Origin of the sequence: Pseudomonas peli, from assembly GCF_900099645.1 — a bacterium.
Classification (GTDB): domain Bacteria; phylum Pseudomonadota; class Gammaproteobacteria; order Pseudomonadales; family Pseudomonadaceae; genus Aquipseudomonas; species Aquipseudomonas peli.
On the sequence record NZ_FMTL01000001.1, the window covers coordinates 1,761,581 to 1,776,830 of the forward strand.

A 15,250-nucleotide genomic window follows, 5' to 3' on the forward strand; every position below is an offset into this window, starting at 1 on the left:
ACTCAACGCTGGCCGGATTCCAGATCAAGCAAATTGAGAAGAAAGCGCGCGAAGTAACTCAGATCCTGTTCCATGGCCTGGCGCGCGGCCTTGGCATCACCGGCTTCGATGGCGGTAAAGGCCTCTTCGTGAAAGTCGTTAAGGCGCAACGACAGGTCCGCACCCGTGAACAGCTGGTTGAAAAACGGCCCAACCTGCAGCCACAACGACTCAATGCTGCGTAACAGTACCGGGTTGCCACAGGCGCTATAGAGGTGCAGGTGAAACTGGCTGTTGGCATTCAGATAAGCCTGCACCTGGCGCTGTTCGATGGCTTGATCCATGCGCGCCACACAGTCACGCAGCTCAGCCAGGTCGGCCGGCGTCAGGCGCGGGGTGGCCAGCTCTACAGCCAGGCCTTCAAGCCCCAGACGCACCTGGAAAATGTTCTGATAACGCTCGCGGGTCATCGGTGGCACGCGTACCGAGCGCTGTGGCTCGCCTTCCAGCGCACCCTCAGCGACCAGACGCTGCAAGGCGGCGCGTACCGGCATCGGACTGGTGCCCCACTCGGCCGCCAGATCACGAATTTTCAAGCGTTCACCGGGCTGAAAGCGCCCAGCCAGCAGGCCTTCACGAATACGTTGGTAGAGTTGATCTTGCAGGTTATCGGCCATGGTTCAGCAGCATCCTTGTGCCGGCGGTGCAGGGAGTTGGGCAAGTGTCAGCGAGCAGTTACGCATGGGTATTCCTTCTAACGAAGAGCGCCGCAATTGAGCGGCGGCAAGAATTCTACTGGTTCACGGCGCCTTGTTCTCGACCAGGCAGTTACCGCCATCCACCACCAGCACTTCACCGGTGATATAGCTGGCCTCCGGCGAGGCAAGGAAGGCTACCGCCGCCGCCACTTCGTCAGGCCGACCGGCGCGACCCAGCGGGGTGTACTCGGCGGCATGGCGTTCTTCGTCGGTGCTGGAGCCGGTGGCAATCCAACCCGGCGCCACGCTGTTGACCGTAATGCCCTGCTTGGCCACTTCCAGCGCCAACCCCATGGACAGGCCGAGCATGCCAGCCTTGGCCGCGCTGTAGGCCGCCTCACCAGGGTTGCTGCCACGGGTGCCGGTGGTCGAGCTGATATTGACGATGCGCCCGTAGCCGCGCGCCCGCATACCCGGCAGCACCGCGCGCGTGAGCAAAAAAGCAGTGCCGAGGTTGCGCGCGATGGAGAGGTTCCAGGTCGCCAGATCCATGTCCGCCAACTCGGCAAACGGCTCGGGGCTGCCCTGCATGGCCATGCCGGCATTGTTCACCAGAATGTCGATCTGCCCCCACTGCGCGTGGGCCCAGTCGAGTAATTCAGCGACCTGCTGCTCATCAGTGAGGTCAGCGGCGCGACCCCGTGCTTGAATACCTTCTGCACATAGTTCAGCGACCCGTTGCTCGACCCGCGCACTGCTGGCAGTCAGCAGTACCCGCGCTCCGGCACGACCCAGACGACGGGCAATCGCCAGGCCGATACCGGATTCACTGCCCGCGCCGCTGATTAACGCAACGTGCTGTTGAAAGACCATTTCATGGAATCCTGTGATCACAAATATGGCGATAATCTAGCAATAAAGCCCAATCAAACCAATGCTTGAGTTTTCTGTGATCACAAAATAGCATGTGCAGATATTCGAACGAGGTGTTCAACATGACTGCCAGTGGTATCCACCCATCCGCCGTAGAAACCTTCGCCCAACGTGAGCGTGAGCGCTTTATCGCGCGCAATCCAAAATCCGTGGCCCTGGCCGAGCGTGCGCGCCACTCGCTGTACGGCGGCGTGCCGATGCACTGGATGGCCGACTGGTCGACACCGGTGCCGCTGTTTGTCGAGCGGGCCAAGGCCGCACGCTTCTATGACGTCGACGGCCACGAATACATCGACTTCTGCCTGGGCGACACCGGCACCATGTTCGGCCACTCCCCGGACCCGATCGCCAAGGCCATCGCCGAACAAGGCAACAACGGCCTGACCACCATGCTGCCGGGCGAAGACGCGGTGGTCTGCGGCGAGTTGCTGGCCGCACGCTTCGGCCTGCCGTTCTGGCAGGTCACCGCCACCGCCACGGACTCCAACCGCTACGTGCTGCGCTGGGCCCGCGCGATCACCCAGCGCAAGACATTACTGGTGTTCGACGGCTGCTACCACGGCACGGTGGATGACGTAATGGTGCGCTGTATCGACGGCGAAACCGTGCCGCGCAGCGGTTTGGTCGGCCAAGCCTATGACCTGACCGAGTACAGCCGCTCGATCCCGTTCAACGACGTGGCTGCGCTGGAAGCGGCGCTGGCTAAAGGCGACGTCTGTGCCCTGCTGTGCGAGCCGGCGATGACCAACATCGGCATGGTCCTGCCCGAGCCGGGCTTTATGCAGACGTGCCGCGAGCTGACCCGCAAATACGGCGCGCTGCTGATCATCGACGAAACCCACACCATCTCCACCGATATGGGTGGCTGCACGAAGCTGTGGAACCTCGACCCGGACTTCTTTGTGGTCGGCAAACCGATTGCCGGCGGTGTGCCGTGTGGCATCTTCGGCTGTAGCGCCGCGATGGCCGAAGCCATGACCGCCGCGCGCAAGCGTGCCAGCGAAGGCAGCCATGGCCATGGTCACAGCGGCATGGGTACCACCCTGTCGGCCAACGCCCTGGCCATGCACTGCATGCGCGCCAACCTGGAACAAGTGATGACCCCGGCCGCCTACGCGCACATGCTGCCGCTGGCCAAGCGCCTGGCCGATGGCTTCCGTTCGCTGATCAGCAAGCACGACCTGCAATGGTCGGTGACCGAACTGGGCGCGCGCAGTGAGTTCCAGTTCTGCCCGGTGTCGCCGAAGACCGGCGCCGAAGCCGAAGCAGCGTTCCACGACGAGCTGCAGATGGCCCTGCACCTTTACCTGATCAACCGCGGCATCCTGATCACCCCGTTCCACAACATGACCCTGTGCTGCCCAAGCACCACGGCCGAGGATGTGGACAAGCTGATCAGTATGCTCGACCAGGCCCTGACCGAACTGCTGGCCATCCCCGGCGCCCGCGAGTAACTCATTGATCAGCCTGTGGGAGGGGCTTCAGCCGCGACAATCGCCGCTAAAGCGCCTCCCACGAATTGACGACTCACTGTGAGAATCACCATGCAATTCGCCAATCCCCAGGAAGCCCGCGATTTCCTTACCGCCCACCCCGACGTGCGCCTGATAGAACTCATGTTGATCGATGCCAACGGCATCCCACGCGGCAAGCTGCTGCACCGCGACGAACTTCTAGCCATTTATGAGAACGGCCGACCGCTGCCCAGCTCGATCCTGGCGCTGACCATCCAGGGCGAGGACGTTGAAGAAAGCGGCCTGGTCTGGGAAGTCGCCGATGCCGACTGCTGGACCTACCCGCTGCCCGGCAGCCTGACCCTGCAACCCTGGCGCAGCACACCGACCGGTCAGTTGCAGGTGAGCATGCATCCGACCCAGGGCCTGCCAGCCGCACCGGCCGACCCACGGCATGTGCTGGTGCGCGCCATCGACCGGCTCAAGGCCGACGGCTACCACCCGGTAATGGCGGTGGAGCTGGAGTTCTACCTGCTGGACAAGGCCCGCGACGCCAATGGCCGTCCGCAGCCGGCGCTGCAAGCCAACGGCGTGCGCCCGCAGGCACCACAGGTGTATGGCGTGCTGGAGCTGGAGCAGCAGCAAGCCTTCCTCGACGACCTCTACGCCGCCTGCGAAGTGCAGGGCCTGCCAGTGCGCACGGCGATTTCCGAATACGCGCCAGGCCAGCTGGAGCTGACCCTGGAGCACCGCTTCGACGCGTTGCAAGCGGTGGATGAAGGCGTGCGCTACAAGCGCCTGGTCAAGGGCGTGGCCAACAAGCACGGGCTGCAGGCCTGCTTTATGGCCAAGCCGTTCGGCGACCTGGCCGGCAGCGGGATGCACATGCATGTCAGCCTGGCCGACGCCGACGGCAATAACCTGATGGCTTCCGAAGACCCACACGGCACGCCGCTACTCAAGCACGCCATCGGCGGCATGATGGCCACGCTTAACGACGCCCTGGCGATCTTCTGCCCCAACGCCAACTCCTTCCGCCGCTTCCAGGCCAACAGCTACGCGCCGCTGGCCAAGAGCTGGGGAGTGAACAACCGCACCGTGTCGTTCCGCGTGCCCGGTGGCCCGGCCAAGAGCCGGCATGTGGAGCACCGTATCTGCGGCGCCGATGCCAACCCATACCTGGCGGCGGCGGCAATTCTTTCCGGCATCCATCACGGCATCAAAAACCAGATCGATCCAGGCGAGGAAATCATCGGTAATGGCTATGAGCAGGCCCGTGAAACCCTGCCTACCGACTGGTTGACCGCCCTGCGCGCGCTGGAGAACTCTGCCTGGGCCAAGGACGCACTCGGCGAGGACTTCCTCAAGGTGTTCCTGGCGATCAAATGGAACGAGTTCCGCCAGTTTATGGGCGAAGTCGGCGAGCAGGACTGGCGCTGGTACCTGACCCACGCCTGACGACAACGGCGGCGCAGGCTACGCTGTATTGGATCTGAGCACCCTGGAGTGGCCCATGCGCCTCTGCATTATCCTGGTCTGCTGGCTGTACAGCGTAGTTGCCCTGGCCGAGCCGCTGCGTGTTGGCCTGGAAAACCACGACTACTACCCCTACTACAAGGCTCTAGAGGGGCAGGCCTACGACGGTTATTGCATCGCCCTGCTGCAGGCCTTCGCCAAGCACGAAGGCCTTGAACTGGAGCTGCGCCCGCAACCGGTCAACCGTCTGTACCGTAATATGCTGGGTGAACATAGCCTCGACCTGCTGTTCCCCGATAATCCGGCCTGGCCCCGTAAAGCCCGTGACGGCCAGCCGCTGTATTACAGCCAAGCCGTGGTGGAGATCGTCGACGCCACCGTGGTGCGCCGCGAGCAGCTCGCTCAGGGCCTGAATGCGATCAAACGGGTGGGTATCGTGCGCGGCTTTACCGCCGAGGCCTGGCAACCGCTGCTGGATCAACACAGCATCGAACTGGTGGAAGTGCAGGACATCCAGAGCCTGATCCGCATGCTCGAACGGGGCCGCCTGGATGCCATCTACGCCAACCCGCAGGTGGTGGAACACCATATGCAACTGCTCGGTATCGCACCGCAGCAACTGCAGCGTGACCCTCAATTACCGCAGATCACCACCAGCTTTCACCTGAGCAGTTACCGGTATGCCCAACTGATCAAACGCTTCGACCACTTCCTGATCGAGCAGGCCCCCATGCTCAACCAGCTGCGCCAGCAGTTCGGCTTGCCCTGATCAACCGCGCGGGCCTGCCCCTGCACCTGCTATGGTTGCCACAAACCCAGCACAGAGCCCGCTATGGAACCCGGAAACGCCCAGCTGTCGATGACCGTACTGATGACCCCGGACATGGCCAACTTCTCCGGCAATGTGCACGGCGGCACCCTGCTCAAATACCTCGATGAAGTCGCCTACGCCTGTGCCAGCCGTTTTGCCGGGCGCTATGTGGTCACCTTGTCGGTGGATCAGGTGATCTTTCGCGAGCCCATCCATGTTGGCGAACTGGTGACCTTCCTCGCCTCGGTCAATTACGCCGGGCGTACGTCGATGGAAGTCGGCATCAAGGTGATCACCGAAAACATCCGCGAGCGCTCGGTGCGTCACACCAACAGCTGCTTCTTCACCATGGTGGCGGTGGATGAACAGGGCAAGCCGGTGCCCATTCCCGCCCTGGAGCCGACCACTGCGGACGCCCTGCGGCGCCAACGCCAGGCCCTGCAGCGCCGGCAGATCCGCCACGAGCTGCAACAGCGCTACCAGGCACTGAACGAAGAAAAAAGCTGAACGAGCAGACAACACCACACGCCAGCGGCACAATTACGCCCCGTGCATAACACCGAGTAAGGCCATGGAAAGCCTGTATTTCTCCCCCATGCTGCTGGGCCTGAACCTGATGCTGGCGAGCGCCATTGCCTGCAGCGGGCTCTGGTATTTCTCCCGCCCCTACCGTGGCCCCGGTTTGTGGATGCTGGGCAGCTGGACCCTGATCATCGGCATCCTGCTGTTCATGGGTTTTATGGCCAGTGGCAGCAAACTGCTGAATATTCTTGGCAATGCCCTGCAACTGGCCGGCGAGGCGATCATCCTGCTCGGCGTGTTTCGCTTTCTCGGCCTGCCGCTGCCCTGGTGGACCGTACCCGCCAGCGCCGGATTGATGAGCCTGGCCCTGAGCTGGCACTGGTGGCTCAGCCCCATTAATTCTGAATACCTCGTCGCGCTGTACGCCGCCATTGGCGGCCTGCTGCCCCTGCAAGCCTGCTGGGCGCTATGGCGTGCGCCCAGCGAGGTGGAACTGCGCGGCGTCTGCCAGTTTGTCGCCATCGCCTTGCTGGGTTATGCCCTGGTCACCCTGCTGCGCGGCGTGGTCGGCCTGCACGATGGCCTGCAAGGCATCGTCCATGACGACGTCACGCGCTCGGTAAGCTACCTGCTGCCCTACAACTTCGGCATTCCCCTGTGGCTTATGGCCTTGGTCGGCCTAGTGCTGCTGACCATGCGCCGCATCCTCGCCGACAGCCAGCGTAACGCCCAGCAGGCCGCTGCCAACGCCGAACGTTTCGAACGCCTGATGAGCGTGAGCAACGCCGGGGTGATGGTGCTCGACGGCGAACGCATCATCGACAGCAACCCCAAGCTGGAACAGCTGTTTGCGCAAACCCGTGAGCAACTGCTCGGCCAACCGCTATCGCGGCTTTTCGACAGCAGCAGCCAACAGCCGCTCAGCGAACTGCTGCAACAGGCCGATGGCCGCCCCCACGACCTGCTTGCTCAACGTGCGGACGGCCAGCCATTCGCCGCCGAGCTGAGCATCGCGCGCCTGGCCGAAGCGCAGCAGCAGGTCGCCGAGATCCGCGATGTCAGCCAGCGCAAGGCCCTGGAAGAACAGCTGCGCCAACTCGCCACCACCGACCCGCTGACCAGCGCCCTGAACCGCCGCGCCTTCCAGCAACGTGCCGAACACGAGCTGAGCCGTAATCAACGCCAAGGCACCCCGTTGTGCTTGGCGATGCTCGACCTCGATCACTTCAAACGGGTCAACGACCAATACGGCCACGCCGTCGGCGATCAGGTGCTGGTGGCGTTCAGCGAACTGTGCCGGCAGCAGGCGCGCAGCACCGACCTGTTCGCCCGCTTCGGCGGTGAGGAATTCGTCATCCTCCTGCCCGACAGCGACCTCAACGCTGCGCAACAGCGCCTGGAACGTCTACGCAATGCCCTGCACACACAGCCCCTCGCCACTGTCCAGGGCCCGCTGCACGCCACCGTCAGCATCGGCCTGACCTGCGCTCGTCCCGGCGACAGCCTGCAACAGCTGCTGCAACGCTCGGACACCCAGCTTTACAACGCCAAAGCGCAGGGGCGAAACCGTATCTGCGTGGATGCGTAAGCGAAAGACAGGCTCTGTTAAGCTCAGCCTCCTGCCGCCGGAGCCGCCATGATCGACCTCTTCGATGTATTTCTGCTGATGCTGTTCGCCACTGCGTGCGCCTGGCTGTGGCATGCCCATGGTCTGCGTGAGTACGCACTGGGGTTGGTGAAACAACACTGCGCCAAATCCGACATCGAGTTGCTGGATGAGAATGTCGCCCTGCGACGGCTCACCCTGTTACCCGATGCACGCGGGCGCAAGCGCCTGGCGCGGGTGTATGGCTTCGAGTTCACCGTCACCGGCGAGCAGCGGCATGTCGGCAGCATCACCCTGTTTGGCAAACAGCTGGGGCGTATCGAACTGGCGCCGCACCCTTTCCGTGAACCGCCGGCACCCAGCGCTCAGGTGATTGAGATGCAGCAGTGGCGCAGTCAGCGTCAGGATTCGGACAACAACACGCCGCATTAAGGCCGACTAGTTAAAATCCCGATCAGCCAGAAAGGCCAAGATCTGCTGCCATTCAGCGCGACAGCCGTAGGTCATCGGCCGGCGTAGCACGCGGCATTTCAACCGATGCCAACGCCCGCCCGACTGATTTCGCCGGCAACCCGCCAACAGCCATTGCGCCTCGAACCCCTCCCACACCCCGGCGACGGCCCAGTGGTTAAGCCAGACCTGCGGTGCAACCTCATACGCGTAGATCTGCTGCAATTCATCCAGGCTCAAACCACTGGCGCGCAGCCGGGTGGCGATAGATCGGAGCGCCGACTCATCCAGCTCAGTGTCCAGCCACAGCTCGGAGAGCGCCAGCCAGGCATCCTCACGGCAGCTCATCGGGCTTAATCGCGCTGCAACAAGAAATGCGTAACCCGCGCGGCGCTGTCGGTCGGGTGCTCCTGCATAAAGCAGTGTCCGCCGGGTACCACATGGGCGCTGACATGGGCGTTACTGGCGCACCAACGTGCCACCGATTTAGCGACAAAGGGGTAGCTGCGCTCGCCATAAAGAACCTGCGTCGGCGTCGTCACCTTGGCCAGTGACGGCCACAGGCGCTTGGGAAAGGAGCTGAAAATATCGGCTTCGCGACTTGGCCGGCAACGCAGCTCGGCGCCCTTGTCGCTGTCTTTCAAGGCATGCTGGATATACGCGGCAAACGCTTCTTCGGTCCAGCCACGGAACATCCCACGGCCATGCAACGCGTCATACGCAGCGGCGCGGTCTGGCCAGCTGCTGCGGCGCTTGAGCGCCTTGCTGGCCAAAGTGGTGCGCCGGCTCAGGCCCACAACATCGGACAGCGCCATAACGCCGATCATCGCTGGGCTGAACAGCACCGGATCAAGCAACACCGCACGCTGAAACAGTTGCGGTTGCTGGGCCAGGATCAGGCTGGTCAACACCCCGCCAAAGCTGTGGCCCAAGGCATAAGCCGGCGCATCGGCAAACCGCTCACGCCCGGCGTTAAAAGCTTCTACCGCCAGTTCGGCGCTGCGGTTCCAACCGTGGAAGCGGCCACCGTGATCACTCTCACCATGCCCCTGTACATCGCATAACCACAGGTCGAAATCCTCGGCCAACAGCGCCAGCAGTGGTGTGTAGACCCGCCCGCAGTAGCCGTTGCCATGCAAAAAATGCAGCACGGGCTTGCCCGAAGGCGGTGAATGCCAACCGCGCAAGGTAAAGCCGGCGCTGCTGTCGTGTGACCAGGGGTGGAGATGCATGAGCGTGCCTTGCGTGATCGTATTCAGGTGGGGATTATCCGCATCGCCAGAGGACTCGTCAGTTCTATCTGACTCCGGCATCCTGGCCGCAGACCTATCAAGGAGGACGTCAGGGTGTTTGTTTTACTGGAATCCAGCCATGCAGGCTTTATCGAGCACCTGCAAGAACAACTCAGCAGCGCCGGCATCGACTGCCATGTACTGGACATGGGACGTGCCGCAGACGGCGAACTGCACTTTGCTATTCGCCTGCCGCTTTACAGTCAGATGAGCCACGCTCGACACCTGCTGTACCGCGACAGGCTATTTGCCCTGCGCATCGACCCTGCGTTCCGCCAAGAGTGGCATGCACTGCGTGAAGCACCCAAACAGCAGGCGTTGCAGTGGGTCACCTCACCCCTGGCTTTGCGTATCAGCGCCCTGGCTGTGCTGATTCTGCTGTTCGGCAGCCTGGCCGAAATGCTCTGGCGCTAATGCACAGGCCGCGAACCCGGCCTGCAACGCCGACACCTCCTGCGCTTCGCTGAAGATCAGCTCCAGCCGCGAGTCCTTGCGCCATTCGCTGTTTTGCCAATGCAGGGCATCACCGTTGAGGGCGTTGGCGGACAGCCAGCCGGCATTGGTGTGCAGCACCAGCTTGGCGCGGCGCCAGGGCAAGCTGCTCAGCCACTCTTGTACGCGCAGCAGCTCAAACTGCTGGCTAGGGTGCCAGCGCCAACCGATGCTCCAGCCTTCGGCCTGCTGTTGCACCTGGCAGATCGGCTCGCTTGAGCTGAGCCACAGTTGCGGCAATGGCGCCGCGGCCGTGGGCAGGTTATCCGGCGTAGTGTCGCTATCGGCCTGGGCACTAAAGCCGGGCAACGCTGCGAGCGGCAATGCACCCTGACTGGTCCAGTAAATCGGGCGCGCGGGCAGCTGCGCCTGGATGCGCGCCTTGGTGGCTTCATCTAGGTCTTCGGCCTTGTTCAACAGCAGCAGCCCGGCGTGGCCAAGCGTCGCCTGCTGGCTCTCCGGCAGCGCTTCACACGCAGCCAGTGCCTGAGCGTCCAGCACCAGCAGCGGTGCCTGCACCGCCAAAACCCCAGCCCAGGGCATTTCACGCAGTTGCTCAAGCAGTACCAGAGGATGGCCGAGGCCGGATGGTTCGATCAGCAGGCGATCGGGTTTAGCCTGGCGCAGCAGACGACTGAGGCCGACCTGGAACGGTACGCCGTTAACACAACACAGGCAGCCGCCCGCCACTTCACCCAGGGCAACACCGTCGTCATCAGTGGTGAGCAGCGCGGCATCCAAACCAACCAGACCGAATTCATTGATCAGCACCGCCCAGCGTTCATCAGCCGGGCGCTGCGCCAGCAGATTACGGATCAGGCTGGTCTTGCCAGCACCTAGGGGGCCGGCAATTACGTGGGTAGGGATATTTTTCAGCATGGGCCTATGGTGCGGGTTTGCCGGCCTGGGGAGAACCCCGGTACGGGGCGCAGACTGAATAAAAGCAGCATGCTAGAGTCGCCGGCATATTTTCAGAGGGTCAATGGATGCGCGTTTTTCTGCTGCTGAGCCTGTTCACACTGTCCGGCCTGGCCTGGGGTGAAGCCTGTGTGGTGCATAGCCAGGCCGAGCGCCTGGATGTGAAGGTCTGCCAGCAGAACCGTAGCATCCCGCCCAACCTGTTCCGCACCGGTTTCTGCCAGCCGCAGCTGCAGGGGCAGAAGGTCGAGGTGGAGTTTGTCGAGCAGTGCCCGATGGGCTCCTTCGGCGTATGCCGCAATTCAACGGTGGGCGGCACGCCCTATAAGCAGGATGTGCATTATTACGGCGTGGCCAGCGACGCCACCTACCTCAAGCCCTTCTGCGAGCAGCAGAGCAAGGGTGTATGGATGGCGCGCTAACCGTCATCAAAGCGTAATCCTGTCTATGTTTTAGTGGCCTTGGGTACCTCACCCCTGCATGCCGGGTCACGCGCCGGTGTGCCTTTCTGGTGCTTAAGGCTGCTTTCTCGCAGCCTATTTTTTTGCCTGAAATTTAAGCCAGCCAGTCCAGGGTCAAGAGCAATCGCCGCTCACCGGCCGGCGGTTGCGGCGAGCGGTGGATCAAGCCGCCGCCCTCGTTGCCAATCCACTTCTCGCCCTTGGCCAGCAGCACATGGCCCGCCTCGGCGCGCTCGATCAACGCGGCATCGCTGGGTTCGGCGGCCGGGTCGCCGAGGCGACGACGCGCCATTACGCCCTCCTGCAGCCACTCACTGCCAACCCCGGCGTAGCTGGTAATCAGCCGCACCGGCACGTGGTCAACGTGAAAGCGCGGGCACATGGCCTTGTCGAGAATACGCAGGCGCAGGCCGATGCGTTTGGCATCGAACAGGCAGGCAAAAGCACTGATCAGCCAACTAACGTCCTGCAAAAAGGCCGCCTGCCCCGGCAGATCGCCCTGAGCCAGCAAAGCGCTGGCGAAATCACTGATCTGTGCCGGCAACTGGCGTTGCCAGACGGCCAAGTTGACCTCGTCACGCAGTACCTCGCCAAGCACATCAATCTGTTCGCTGCTGACCTGCTGCAGCGGATGGCGCAGCACAGGCGCGAGCATCAGGCAGCTTCCTCATGCCAGGGGCCAAACGGGTCGGGCAGCGCCTGCCAGGCATCTACGCCCAGGGCCATTTCCGCATCGGTCAGCAGGCAGGCATCCAGTTCGGCGGTTAGTTGAGCGAAGTCGATGTTCTGGCCGATAAACACCAACTCCTGACGGCAGTCGCCGGTTTGCGCCTGCCAGTTTTTCATAATCGCCTGCAGCCCTTCTTCGTCGGTCGGCCATTGCGCCTTGGGTACGAAGCGCCACCAGCGCCCGGCAAAGCCGTGACGCATCAAACCGCCCGCCTGGGACCAGCTGCCGGCCTCCTGGTATTTGCTGGCCAGCCAGAAAAAGCCCTTGCTGCGCAGCAAGCGGCCATTGGTCCATTCGCGATTAATAAAGTTGAAGAAGCGCTCGGGATGCAGCGGCTTGCGTGCACGGTAAGCCGTTGAAGCAATACCGTATTCCTCGGTTTCAGGAATGTGTTCACCGCGCAACTCTTTAAGCCAGCCCGGTGCGTGGGCGGCGCGCTCGAAGTCGAAGCGGCCGGTGTTGAGGATTTTCTCCAGCGGCACCGCGCCCATGGCCATCGGCACAATTTCGGCGTGAGTGTTGAGGCCCTTGAGAATGGCCATTAGCTCTTCGCGCTCGTGGCTGCTGATCAGGTCGATCTTGCTGATCAGTAGCACATCGGCGAATTCCACCTGCTCGATCAGCAGGTCGGTGATCGAGCGCTCGTCCTCCTCACCGAGGGTTTCGCCACGGCTGGCCAGGCTTTCGGCCTCATGGAAATCACGGAGGAAGTTCACCCCGTCGACCACCGTTACCATGCAGTCCAGGCGCGCCACATCGGCCAGGCTCTGGCCGTCCTCACCACGGAAGGTAAAGGTTTCGGCCACCGGCAGCGGTTCGCTGATCCCAGTGGATTCGATCAGTAAGTAATCGAAACGCCCATCGCGGGCCAGGCGGCCGACTTCTTCCAGCAGGTCTTCGCGCAGGGTGCAGCAAATGCAGCCGTTGCTCATTTCCACGAGTTTTTCTTCGGCACGGTTCAGGCTGACATCGCGCTGAACTTCGCTGCCATCGATGTTGATCTCGCTCATATCGTTAACGATTACCGCCACTTTCAAACCCTGACGGTTTTTCAGAATGGCGTTAAGCAGGGTGCTTTTACCGGCGCCGAGAAAGCCGGATAACACGGTTACGGGAAGGCGATTGGTCATAGTTTCAGGCTCCATCAGAATTCTGCGTGGCGCAGGTGTTTTTCGCGTTGTTCCTGACGCTCTTTGGCTTCGATGCACAGGCTCGCGGTGGGCCGTAGCAACAGGCGCTTGAGGCCGATTGGCTCACCGGTCTCCACGCACCACCCGTATTCACCACGGGCCAGCCGCTCAAGGGCTTCGTCGATTTTGTCGAGCAGTTTTTTTCCCGCTCCAGCAAGCGCAGTTGCCACTGGCGTTGCTCTTCGGCGCTGCCAATGTCAGCGGGATCGCTGCTGGTTTCGCGCTCGCGCAGGCCTTCGAACTCTTCGGCAATGCGGGTTTGCAGCTCGCCGCGCTGGGTGAGCAGCAGCGCGCGGAAGAACTGCTGCTGCGCGGTATTCATGTAGTCATCTGCCGGCTGGGCGAGCAGTTCGGCGTGGGTAAGCGGCGTTTCGGTCATCGTCAGGATTCGCTGGCTTTGTAATTTACTTGTTATAACATAACATTTAAACCCACAGCCGAGGGCTGATTTCTGATGAACGCACTGACCTTGCCGGACATAGCCACGCAAGCGCCTGCCCACGCCCTGGCCCTAGACTGGGTCGGCATGCAGGGCATCGCGCTGCCGATCAAACTGGCTGAGCAACACATCCATGCCCGCGCCGATATCGGGGTTAGCCTGGACTATGGCAATGCGCGCGGCATCCATATGTCGCGCCTATACCTGGCGCTGCATGCGCTGGAACAGCGCGAACTGAACCCGACGACGCTGCGAGAGTTAATGGGCGAGTTTCTCGACAGCCATCAGGGTTTGTCGCAGCAGGCATCGATTACCTTGCGCGGCGAGGCCTTGCTCAACCGCCCAGCACTGGTCAGCCCCCTCTCAGGTTGGAAGGCCTACCCCTTCGAAGTGCGTGCACGCCAGGATTCATGGGGGTTTCACGTGGAACTACAGGTAGAAGTGACCTATTCCTCGACCTGCCCTTGCTCCGCCGCCCTGGCGCGCCAGCTGATTCAGCAGCGCTTTGTCGAGGACTTCGCCAACCAGCCGCTGGACCACGCACAATTGCTGGCCTGGCTCGGCTCAACCCAGGGCATCGTCGCTACACCACATAGCCAACGCAGTACCGCCACTTTGCAAGTGCGCCTGCACGGCGACAGCGCGAAGTTGCCGCTGGTTGCGCTGATCGACGCCGCCGAACAAGCCCTCGGCACCGCTGTGCAGACGGCGGTAAAGCGCGCCGATGAGCAGGCCTTCGCCCTGGCCAACGGGCAAAACCTGATGTTCTGCGAAGACGCTGCCCGCCGCCTGCACAGCGCCCTGCGCGAACAACCGGCCTTCAGCGCCTTTCACCTGCGCGTGGTGCACGCGGAAAGCCTGCACGCCCACGATGCGGTTGCCGCCAGCACGTGGAACTGGCGCTGAGGCGATTTACCTGGCCCATACGCGGCGCTAACCTGCCGGGCAAACCCTTGCAGACCACTCCGATGACAACCCAGCCGTCCGCCGCATTCAACTTACGGGCCTACCAACCTCAGGATTTACCCGCCCTGGTCGCACTGTTTCAGGCATCGGTCAGCCAGTTGACCACTCAGCATTACGACGCAGCGCAGCGACAGGCCTGGTCTCCCGAGGTTGCAGACCTATCGGTCTGGCAAACACGTTTGATGTCACTTAATTTACTTATCGCCGAAGATGGCAGCTCAATGGCCGGATTTATCGGATTTAGCCTGGATGGCCATATCGACCTGCTGTACTGCGCGCCCGCTTATGCCCGCCAGGGTGTGGCCAGCGCCTTGTATGCCGCTGCCGAGCAACGCTTGCGCGCGGCGGGGGTGCGCGAGCTGTTTACCGAAGCCAGCCTAGTGGCCCAGGCATTTTTTGCCGGTCAGGGATTTTCTGTGCAGCAGGCACAGACGGTGACGCGCGGCACTGTTAACTTGCCGCGCATGCTGATGCGCAAAACTCTGGAGCTGCGATGAACACCCTGACGATTATCGTGCTAACCGCCGTGGTGCTGGCCGCCTGCTCCCTGGCACTGTGGAGCTGGTACAACCAGCGCAAACTGGAAAAACTCGATGAGCGGATCAACCGGCAGAGCGAGCTGATCGCACAACTCGACAGCGTGCTGGAAAATCCGCAGCTCAGCGAAGCCGAGCAGTTGGCGAAAAGCGAAGCCTTACTGGCCAAGCTGCAGGAAACTCGAAAGCCTTAGTGCTGCTGAGGTCATGATGTGTGGGGGGCTTTCGGCTTGGGCATCCTGCTTCGCTCTACCTCCTGCATCCATGCAGTCGTAGCCGCGATCAACGTTAGTCGCA

General features: G+C 62.2%; 18 protein-coding genes and 1 pseudogene. 11 read left to right on the forward strand and 8 right to left on the reverse strand.

Annotated elements, in window-relative coordinates; translation table 11 throughout:
- Positions 1–2 precede the first annotated feature (2 nt).
- Positions 3–656, reverse strand: a complete 654-nt coding sequence (locus tag BLO50_RS08360; RefSeq protein ID WP_090250924.1) for a GntR family transcriptional regulator — start codon at positions 654–656, stop codon at positions 3–5.
- A 123-nt stretch (positions 657–779) separates the two neighbouring features.
- Positions 780–1,550 (reverse strand): SDR family NAD(P)-dependent oxidoreductase, encoded by a 771-nt coding sequence (locus BLO50_RS08365; RefSeq protein WP_090250927.1) that lies wholly within the window; start codon positions 1,548–1,550, stop codon positions 780–782.
- Positions 1,551–1,672: 122 nt separating this feature from the next.
- On the opposite strand from BLO50_RS08365, the gene BLO50_RS08370 reads away from it, so the two are divergent.
- From BLO50_RS08370 to BLO50_RS08395, 6 genes are all read left to right on the forward strand, one after another.
- Positions 1,673–3,064, forward strand: a complete 1,392-nt coding sequence (locus BLO50_RS08370; RefSeq protein WP_090250929.1) for an aspartate aminotransferase family protein — start codon at positions 1,673–1,675, stop codon at positions 3,062–3,064.
- 90 nt (positions 3,065–3,154) lie between these two features.
- Positions 3,155–4,522 (forward strand): glutamine synthetase family protein, encoded by a 1,368-nt coding sequence (locus BLO50_RS08375; protein ID WP_090250932.1) that lies wholly within the window; start codon positions 3,155–3,157, stop codon positions 4,520–4,522.
- Between the two features lie 55 nt (positions 4,523–4,577).
- Positions 4,578–5,309, forward strand: a complete 732-nt coding sequence (locus BLO50_RS08380; RefSeq protein WP_090250934.1) for a substrate-binding periplasmic protein — start codon at positions 4,578–4,580, stop codon at positions 5,307–5,309.
- A gap of 63 nt (positions 5,310–5,372) precedes the next feature.
- Positions 5,373–5,858 carry an acyl-CoA thioesterase gene (locus BLO50_RS08385; RefSeq protein WP_090250937.1) on the forward strand — a complete coding sequence of 162 codons (486 nt, stop codon included), beginning with the start codon at positions 5,373–5,375 and terminating at the stop codon, positions 5,856–5,858.
- A gap of 64 nt (positions 5,859–5,922) precedes the next feature.
- Positions 5,923–7,461 carry a sensor domain-containing diguanylate cyclase gene (locus BLO50_RS08390; RefSeq protein WP_090250940.1) on the forward strand — a complete coding sequence of 513 codons (1,539 nt, stop codon included), beginning with the start codon at positions 5,923–5,925 and terminating at the stop codon, positions 7,459–7,461.
- A 48-nt stretch (positions 7,462–7,509) separates the two neighbouring features.
- Positions 7,510–7,911 (forward strand): DUF3301 domain-containing protein, encoded by a 402-nt coding sequence (locus BLO50_RS08395; RefSeq protein WP_090250942.1) that lies wholly within the window; start codon positions 7,510–7,512, stop codon positions 7,909–7,911.
- Positions 7,912–7,917: 6 nt separating this feature from the next.
- Here BLO50_RS08395 and BLO50_RS08400 read toward each other — a convergent pair whose 3' ends face one another.
- Both BLO50_RS08400 and BLO50_RS08405 read right to left on the reverse strand, forming a co-directional pair.
- The gene (locus BLO50_RS08400; protein ID WP_090250945.1) at positions 7,918–8,277 is read right to left on the reverse strand and encodes a DUF7079 family protein; all 360 of its coding nucleotides are present in this window, start codon (positions 8,275–8,277) and stop codon (positions 7,918–7,920) included.
- Positions 8,278–8,282: 5 nt separating this feature from the next.
- Complete coding sequence (locus BLO50_RS08405; protein ID WP_090250948.1) at positions 8,283–9,161, reverse strand: alpha/beta fold hydrolase; 879 nt, start codon at positions 9,159–9,161, stop codon at positions 8,283–8,285.
- Positions 9,162–9,275: 114 nt separating this feature from the next.
- On the opposite strand from BLO50_RS08405, the gene BLO50_RS08410 reads away from it, so the two are divergent.
- Positions 9,276–9,635: a hypothetical protein gene (locus tag BLO50_RS08410; protein WP_090250950.1), complete on the forward strand. Its 360-nt coding sequence runs from the start codon at positions 9,276–9,278 to the stop codon at positions 9,633–9,635.
- On the opposite strand, the gene BLO50_RS08415 is transcribed toward BLO50_RS08410, so the two are convergent.
- Complete coding sequence (locus tag BLO50_RS08415) at positions 9,555–10,592, reverse strand: CobW family GTP-binding protein (protein ID WP_090250953.1); 1,038 nt, start codon at positions 10,590–10,592, stop codon at positions 9,555–9,557. The genes BLO50_RS08410 and BLO50_RS08415 overlap by 81 nt on opposite strands.
- A gap of 107 nt (positions 10,593–10,699) precedes the next feature.
- Here BLO50_RS08415 and BLO50_RS08420 point away from each other — a divergent pair, with 107 nt between their 5' ends.
- Positions 10,700–11,053, forward strand: a complete 354-nt coding sequence (locus BLO50_RS08420) for an NADH:ubiquinone oxidoreductase (protein ID WP_090250956.1) — start codon at positions 10,700–10,702, stop codon at positions 11,051–11,053.
- 133 nt (positions 11,054–11,186) lie between these two features.
- Here BLO50_RS08420 and BLO50_RS08425 read toward each other — a convergent pair whose 3' ends face one another.
- The 3 genes and pseudogenes from BLO50_RS08425 to dksA form a co-directional block, all read right to left on the reverse strand.
- Positions 11,187–11,747: a DUF1826 domain-containing protein gene (locus tag BLO50_RS08425; protein ID WP_090250958.1), complete on the reverse strand. Its 561-nt coding sequence runs from the start codon at positions 11,745–11,747 to the stop codon at positions 11,187–11,189.
- On the reverse strand, positions 11,747–12,952 hold the full coding sequence (gene zigA / locus BLO50_RS08430) for a zinc metallochaperone GTPase ZigA (RefSeq protein ID WP_090250961.1): 1,206 nt from the start codon (positions 12,950–12,952) through the stop codon (positions 11,747–11,749). Before zigA ends, BLO50_RS08425 begins: the two co-directional genes overlap by 1 nt.
- Positions 12,953–12,966: 14 nt before the next feature.
- Positions 12,967–13,391 (reverse strand): annotated as a pseudogene (dksA, locus tag BLO50_RS08435) (RNA polymerase-binding protein DksA).
- Between the two features lie 75 nt (positions 13,392–13,466).
- Here dksA and folE2 point away from each other — a divergent pair.
- The 3 genes from folE2 to BLO50_RS08450 all read left to right on the forward strand — a co-directional run bounded on the left by folE2 (position 13,467) and on the right by BLO50_RS08450 (position 15,147).
- Positions 13,467–14,357, forward strand: coding sequence for a GTP cyclohydrolase FolE2 (gene folE2, locus BLO50_RS08440; protein ID WP_090250963.1), 891 nt, complete (start codon positions 13,467–13,469; stop codon positions 14,355–14,357).
- 62 nt (positions 14,358–14,419) lie between these two features.
- Complete coding sequence (locus BLO50_RS08445) at positions 14,420–14,914, forward strand: GNAT family N-acetyltransferase (RefSeq protein ID WP_090250966.1); 495 nt, start codon at positions 14,420–14,422, stop codon at positions 14,912–14,914.
- Positions 14,911–15,147 carry a hypothetical protein gene (locus BLO50_RS08450; RefSeq protein ID WP_090250968.1) on the forward strand — a complete coding sequence of 79 codons (237 nt, stop codon included), beginning with the start codon at positions 14,911–14,913 and terminating at the stop codon, positions 15,145–15,147. The genes BLO50_RS08445 and BLO50_RS08450 overlap by 4 nt, the downstream gene beginning before the upstream one ends.
- Positions 15,148–15,250: the final 103 nt, after the last annotated feature.

Coding starts and splice junctions, on each gene's coding strand:
- BLO50_RS08385 (WP_090250937.1), top strand. CDS start 5,373: ATGGAACCCGGAAACGCCCAGCTGTCGATGACCGTACTGATGACCCCG.
- BLO50_RS08425 (WP_090250958.1), bottom strand. CDS start 11,747: ATGCTCGCGCCTGTGCTGCGCCATCCGCTGCAGCAGGTCAGCAGCGAA.
- BLO50_RS08360 (WP_090250924.1), bottom strand. CDS start 656: ATGGCCGATAACCTGCAAGATCAACTCTACCAACGTATTCGTGAAGGC.
- BLO50_RS08365 (WP_090250927.1), bottom strand. CDS start 1,550: ATGGTCTTTCAACAGCACGTTGCGTTAATCAGCGGCGCGGGCAGTGAA.
- BLO50_RS08380 (WP_090250934.1), top strand. CDS start 4,578: ATGCGCCTCTGCATTATCCTGGTCTGCTGGCTGTACAGCGTAGTTGCC.
- BLO50_RS08420 (WP_090250956.1), top strand. CDS start 10,700: ATGCGCGTTTTTCTGCTGCTGAGCCTGTTCACACTGTCCGGCCTGGCC.
- BLO50_RS08395 (WP_090250942.1), top strand. CDS start 7,510: ATGATCGACCTCTTCGATGTATTTCTGCTGATGCTGTTCGCCACTGCG.
- BLO50_RS08400 (WP_090250945.1), bottom strand. CDS start 8,277: ATGAGCTGCCGTGAGGATGCCTGGCTGGCGCTCTCCGAGCTGTGGCTG.
- BLO50_RS08390 (WP_090250940.1), top strand. CDS start 5,923: ATGGAAAGCCTGTATTTCTCCCCCATGCTGCTGGGCCTGAACCTGATG.
- BLO50_RS08375 (WP_090250932.1), top strand. CDS start 3,155: ATGCAATTCGCCAATCCCCAGGAAGCCCGCGATTTCCTTACCGCCCAC.
- folE2 (WP_090250963.1), top strand. CDS start 13,467: ATGAACGCACTGACCTTGCCGGACATAGCCACGCAAGCGCCTGCCCAC.
- BLO50_RS08450 (WP_090250968.1), top strand. CDS start 14,911: ATGAACACCCTGACGATTATCGTGCTAACCGCCGTGGTGCTGGCCGCC.
- zigA (WP_090250961.1), bottom strand. CDS start 12,952: ATGACCAATCGCCTTCCCGTAACCGTGTTATCCGGCTTTCTCGGCGCC.
- BLO50_RS08405 (WP_090250948.1), bottom strand. CDS start 9,161: ATGCATCTCCACCCCTGGTCACACGACAGCAGCGCCGGCTTTACCTTG.
- BLO50_RS08415 (WP_090250953.1), bottom strand. CDS start 10,592: ATGCTGAAAAATATCCCTACCCACGTAATTGCCGGCCCCCTAGGTGCT.
- BLO50_RS08370 (WP_090250929.1), top strand. CDS start 1,673: ATGACTGCCAGTGGTATCCACCCATCCGCCGTAGAAACCTTCGCCCAA.
- BLO50_RS08445 (WP_090250966.1), top strand. CDS start 14,420: ATGACAACCCAGCCGTCCGCCGCATTCAACTTACGGGCCTACCAACCT.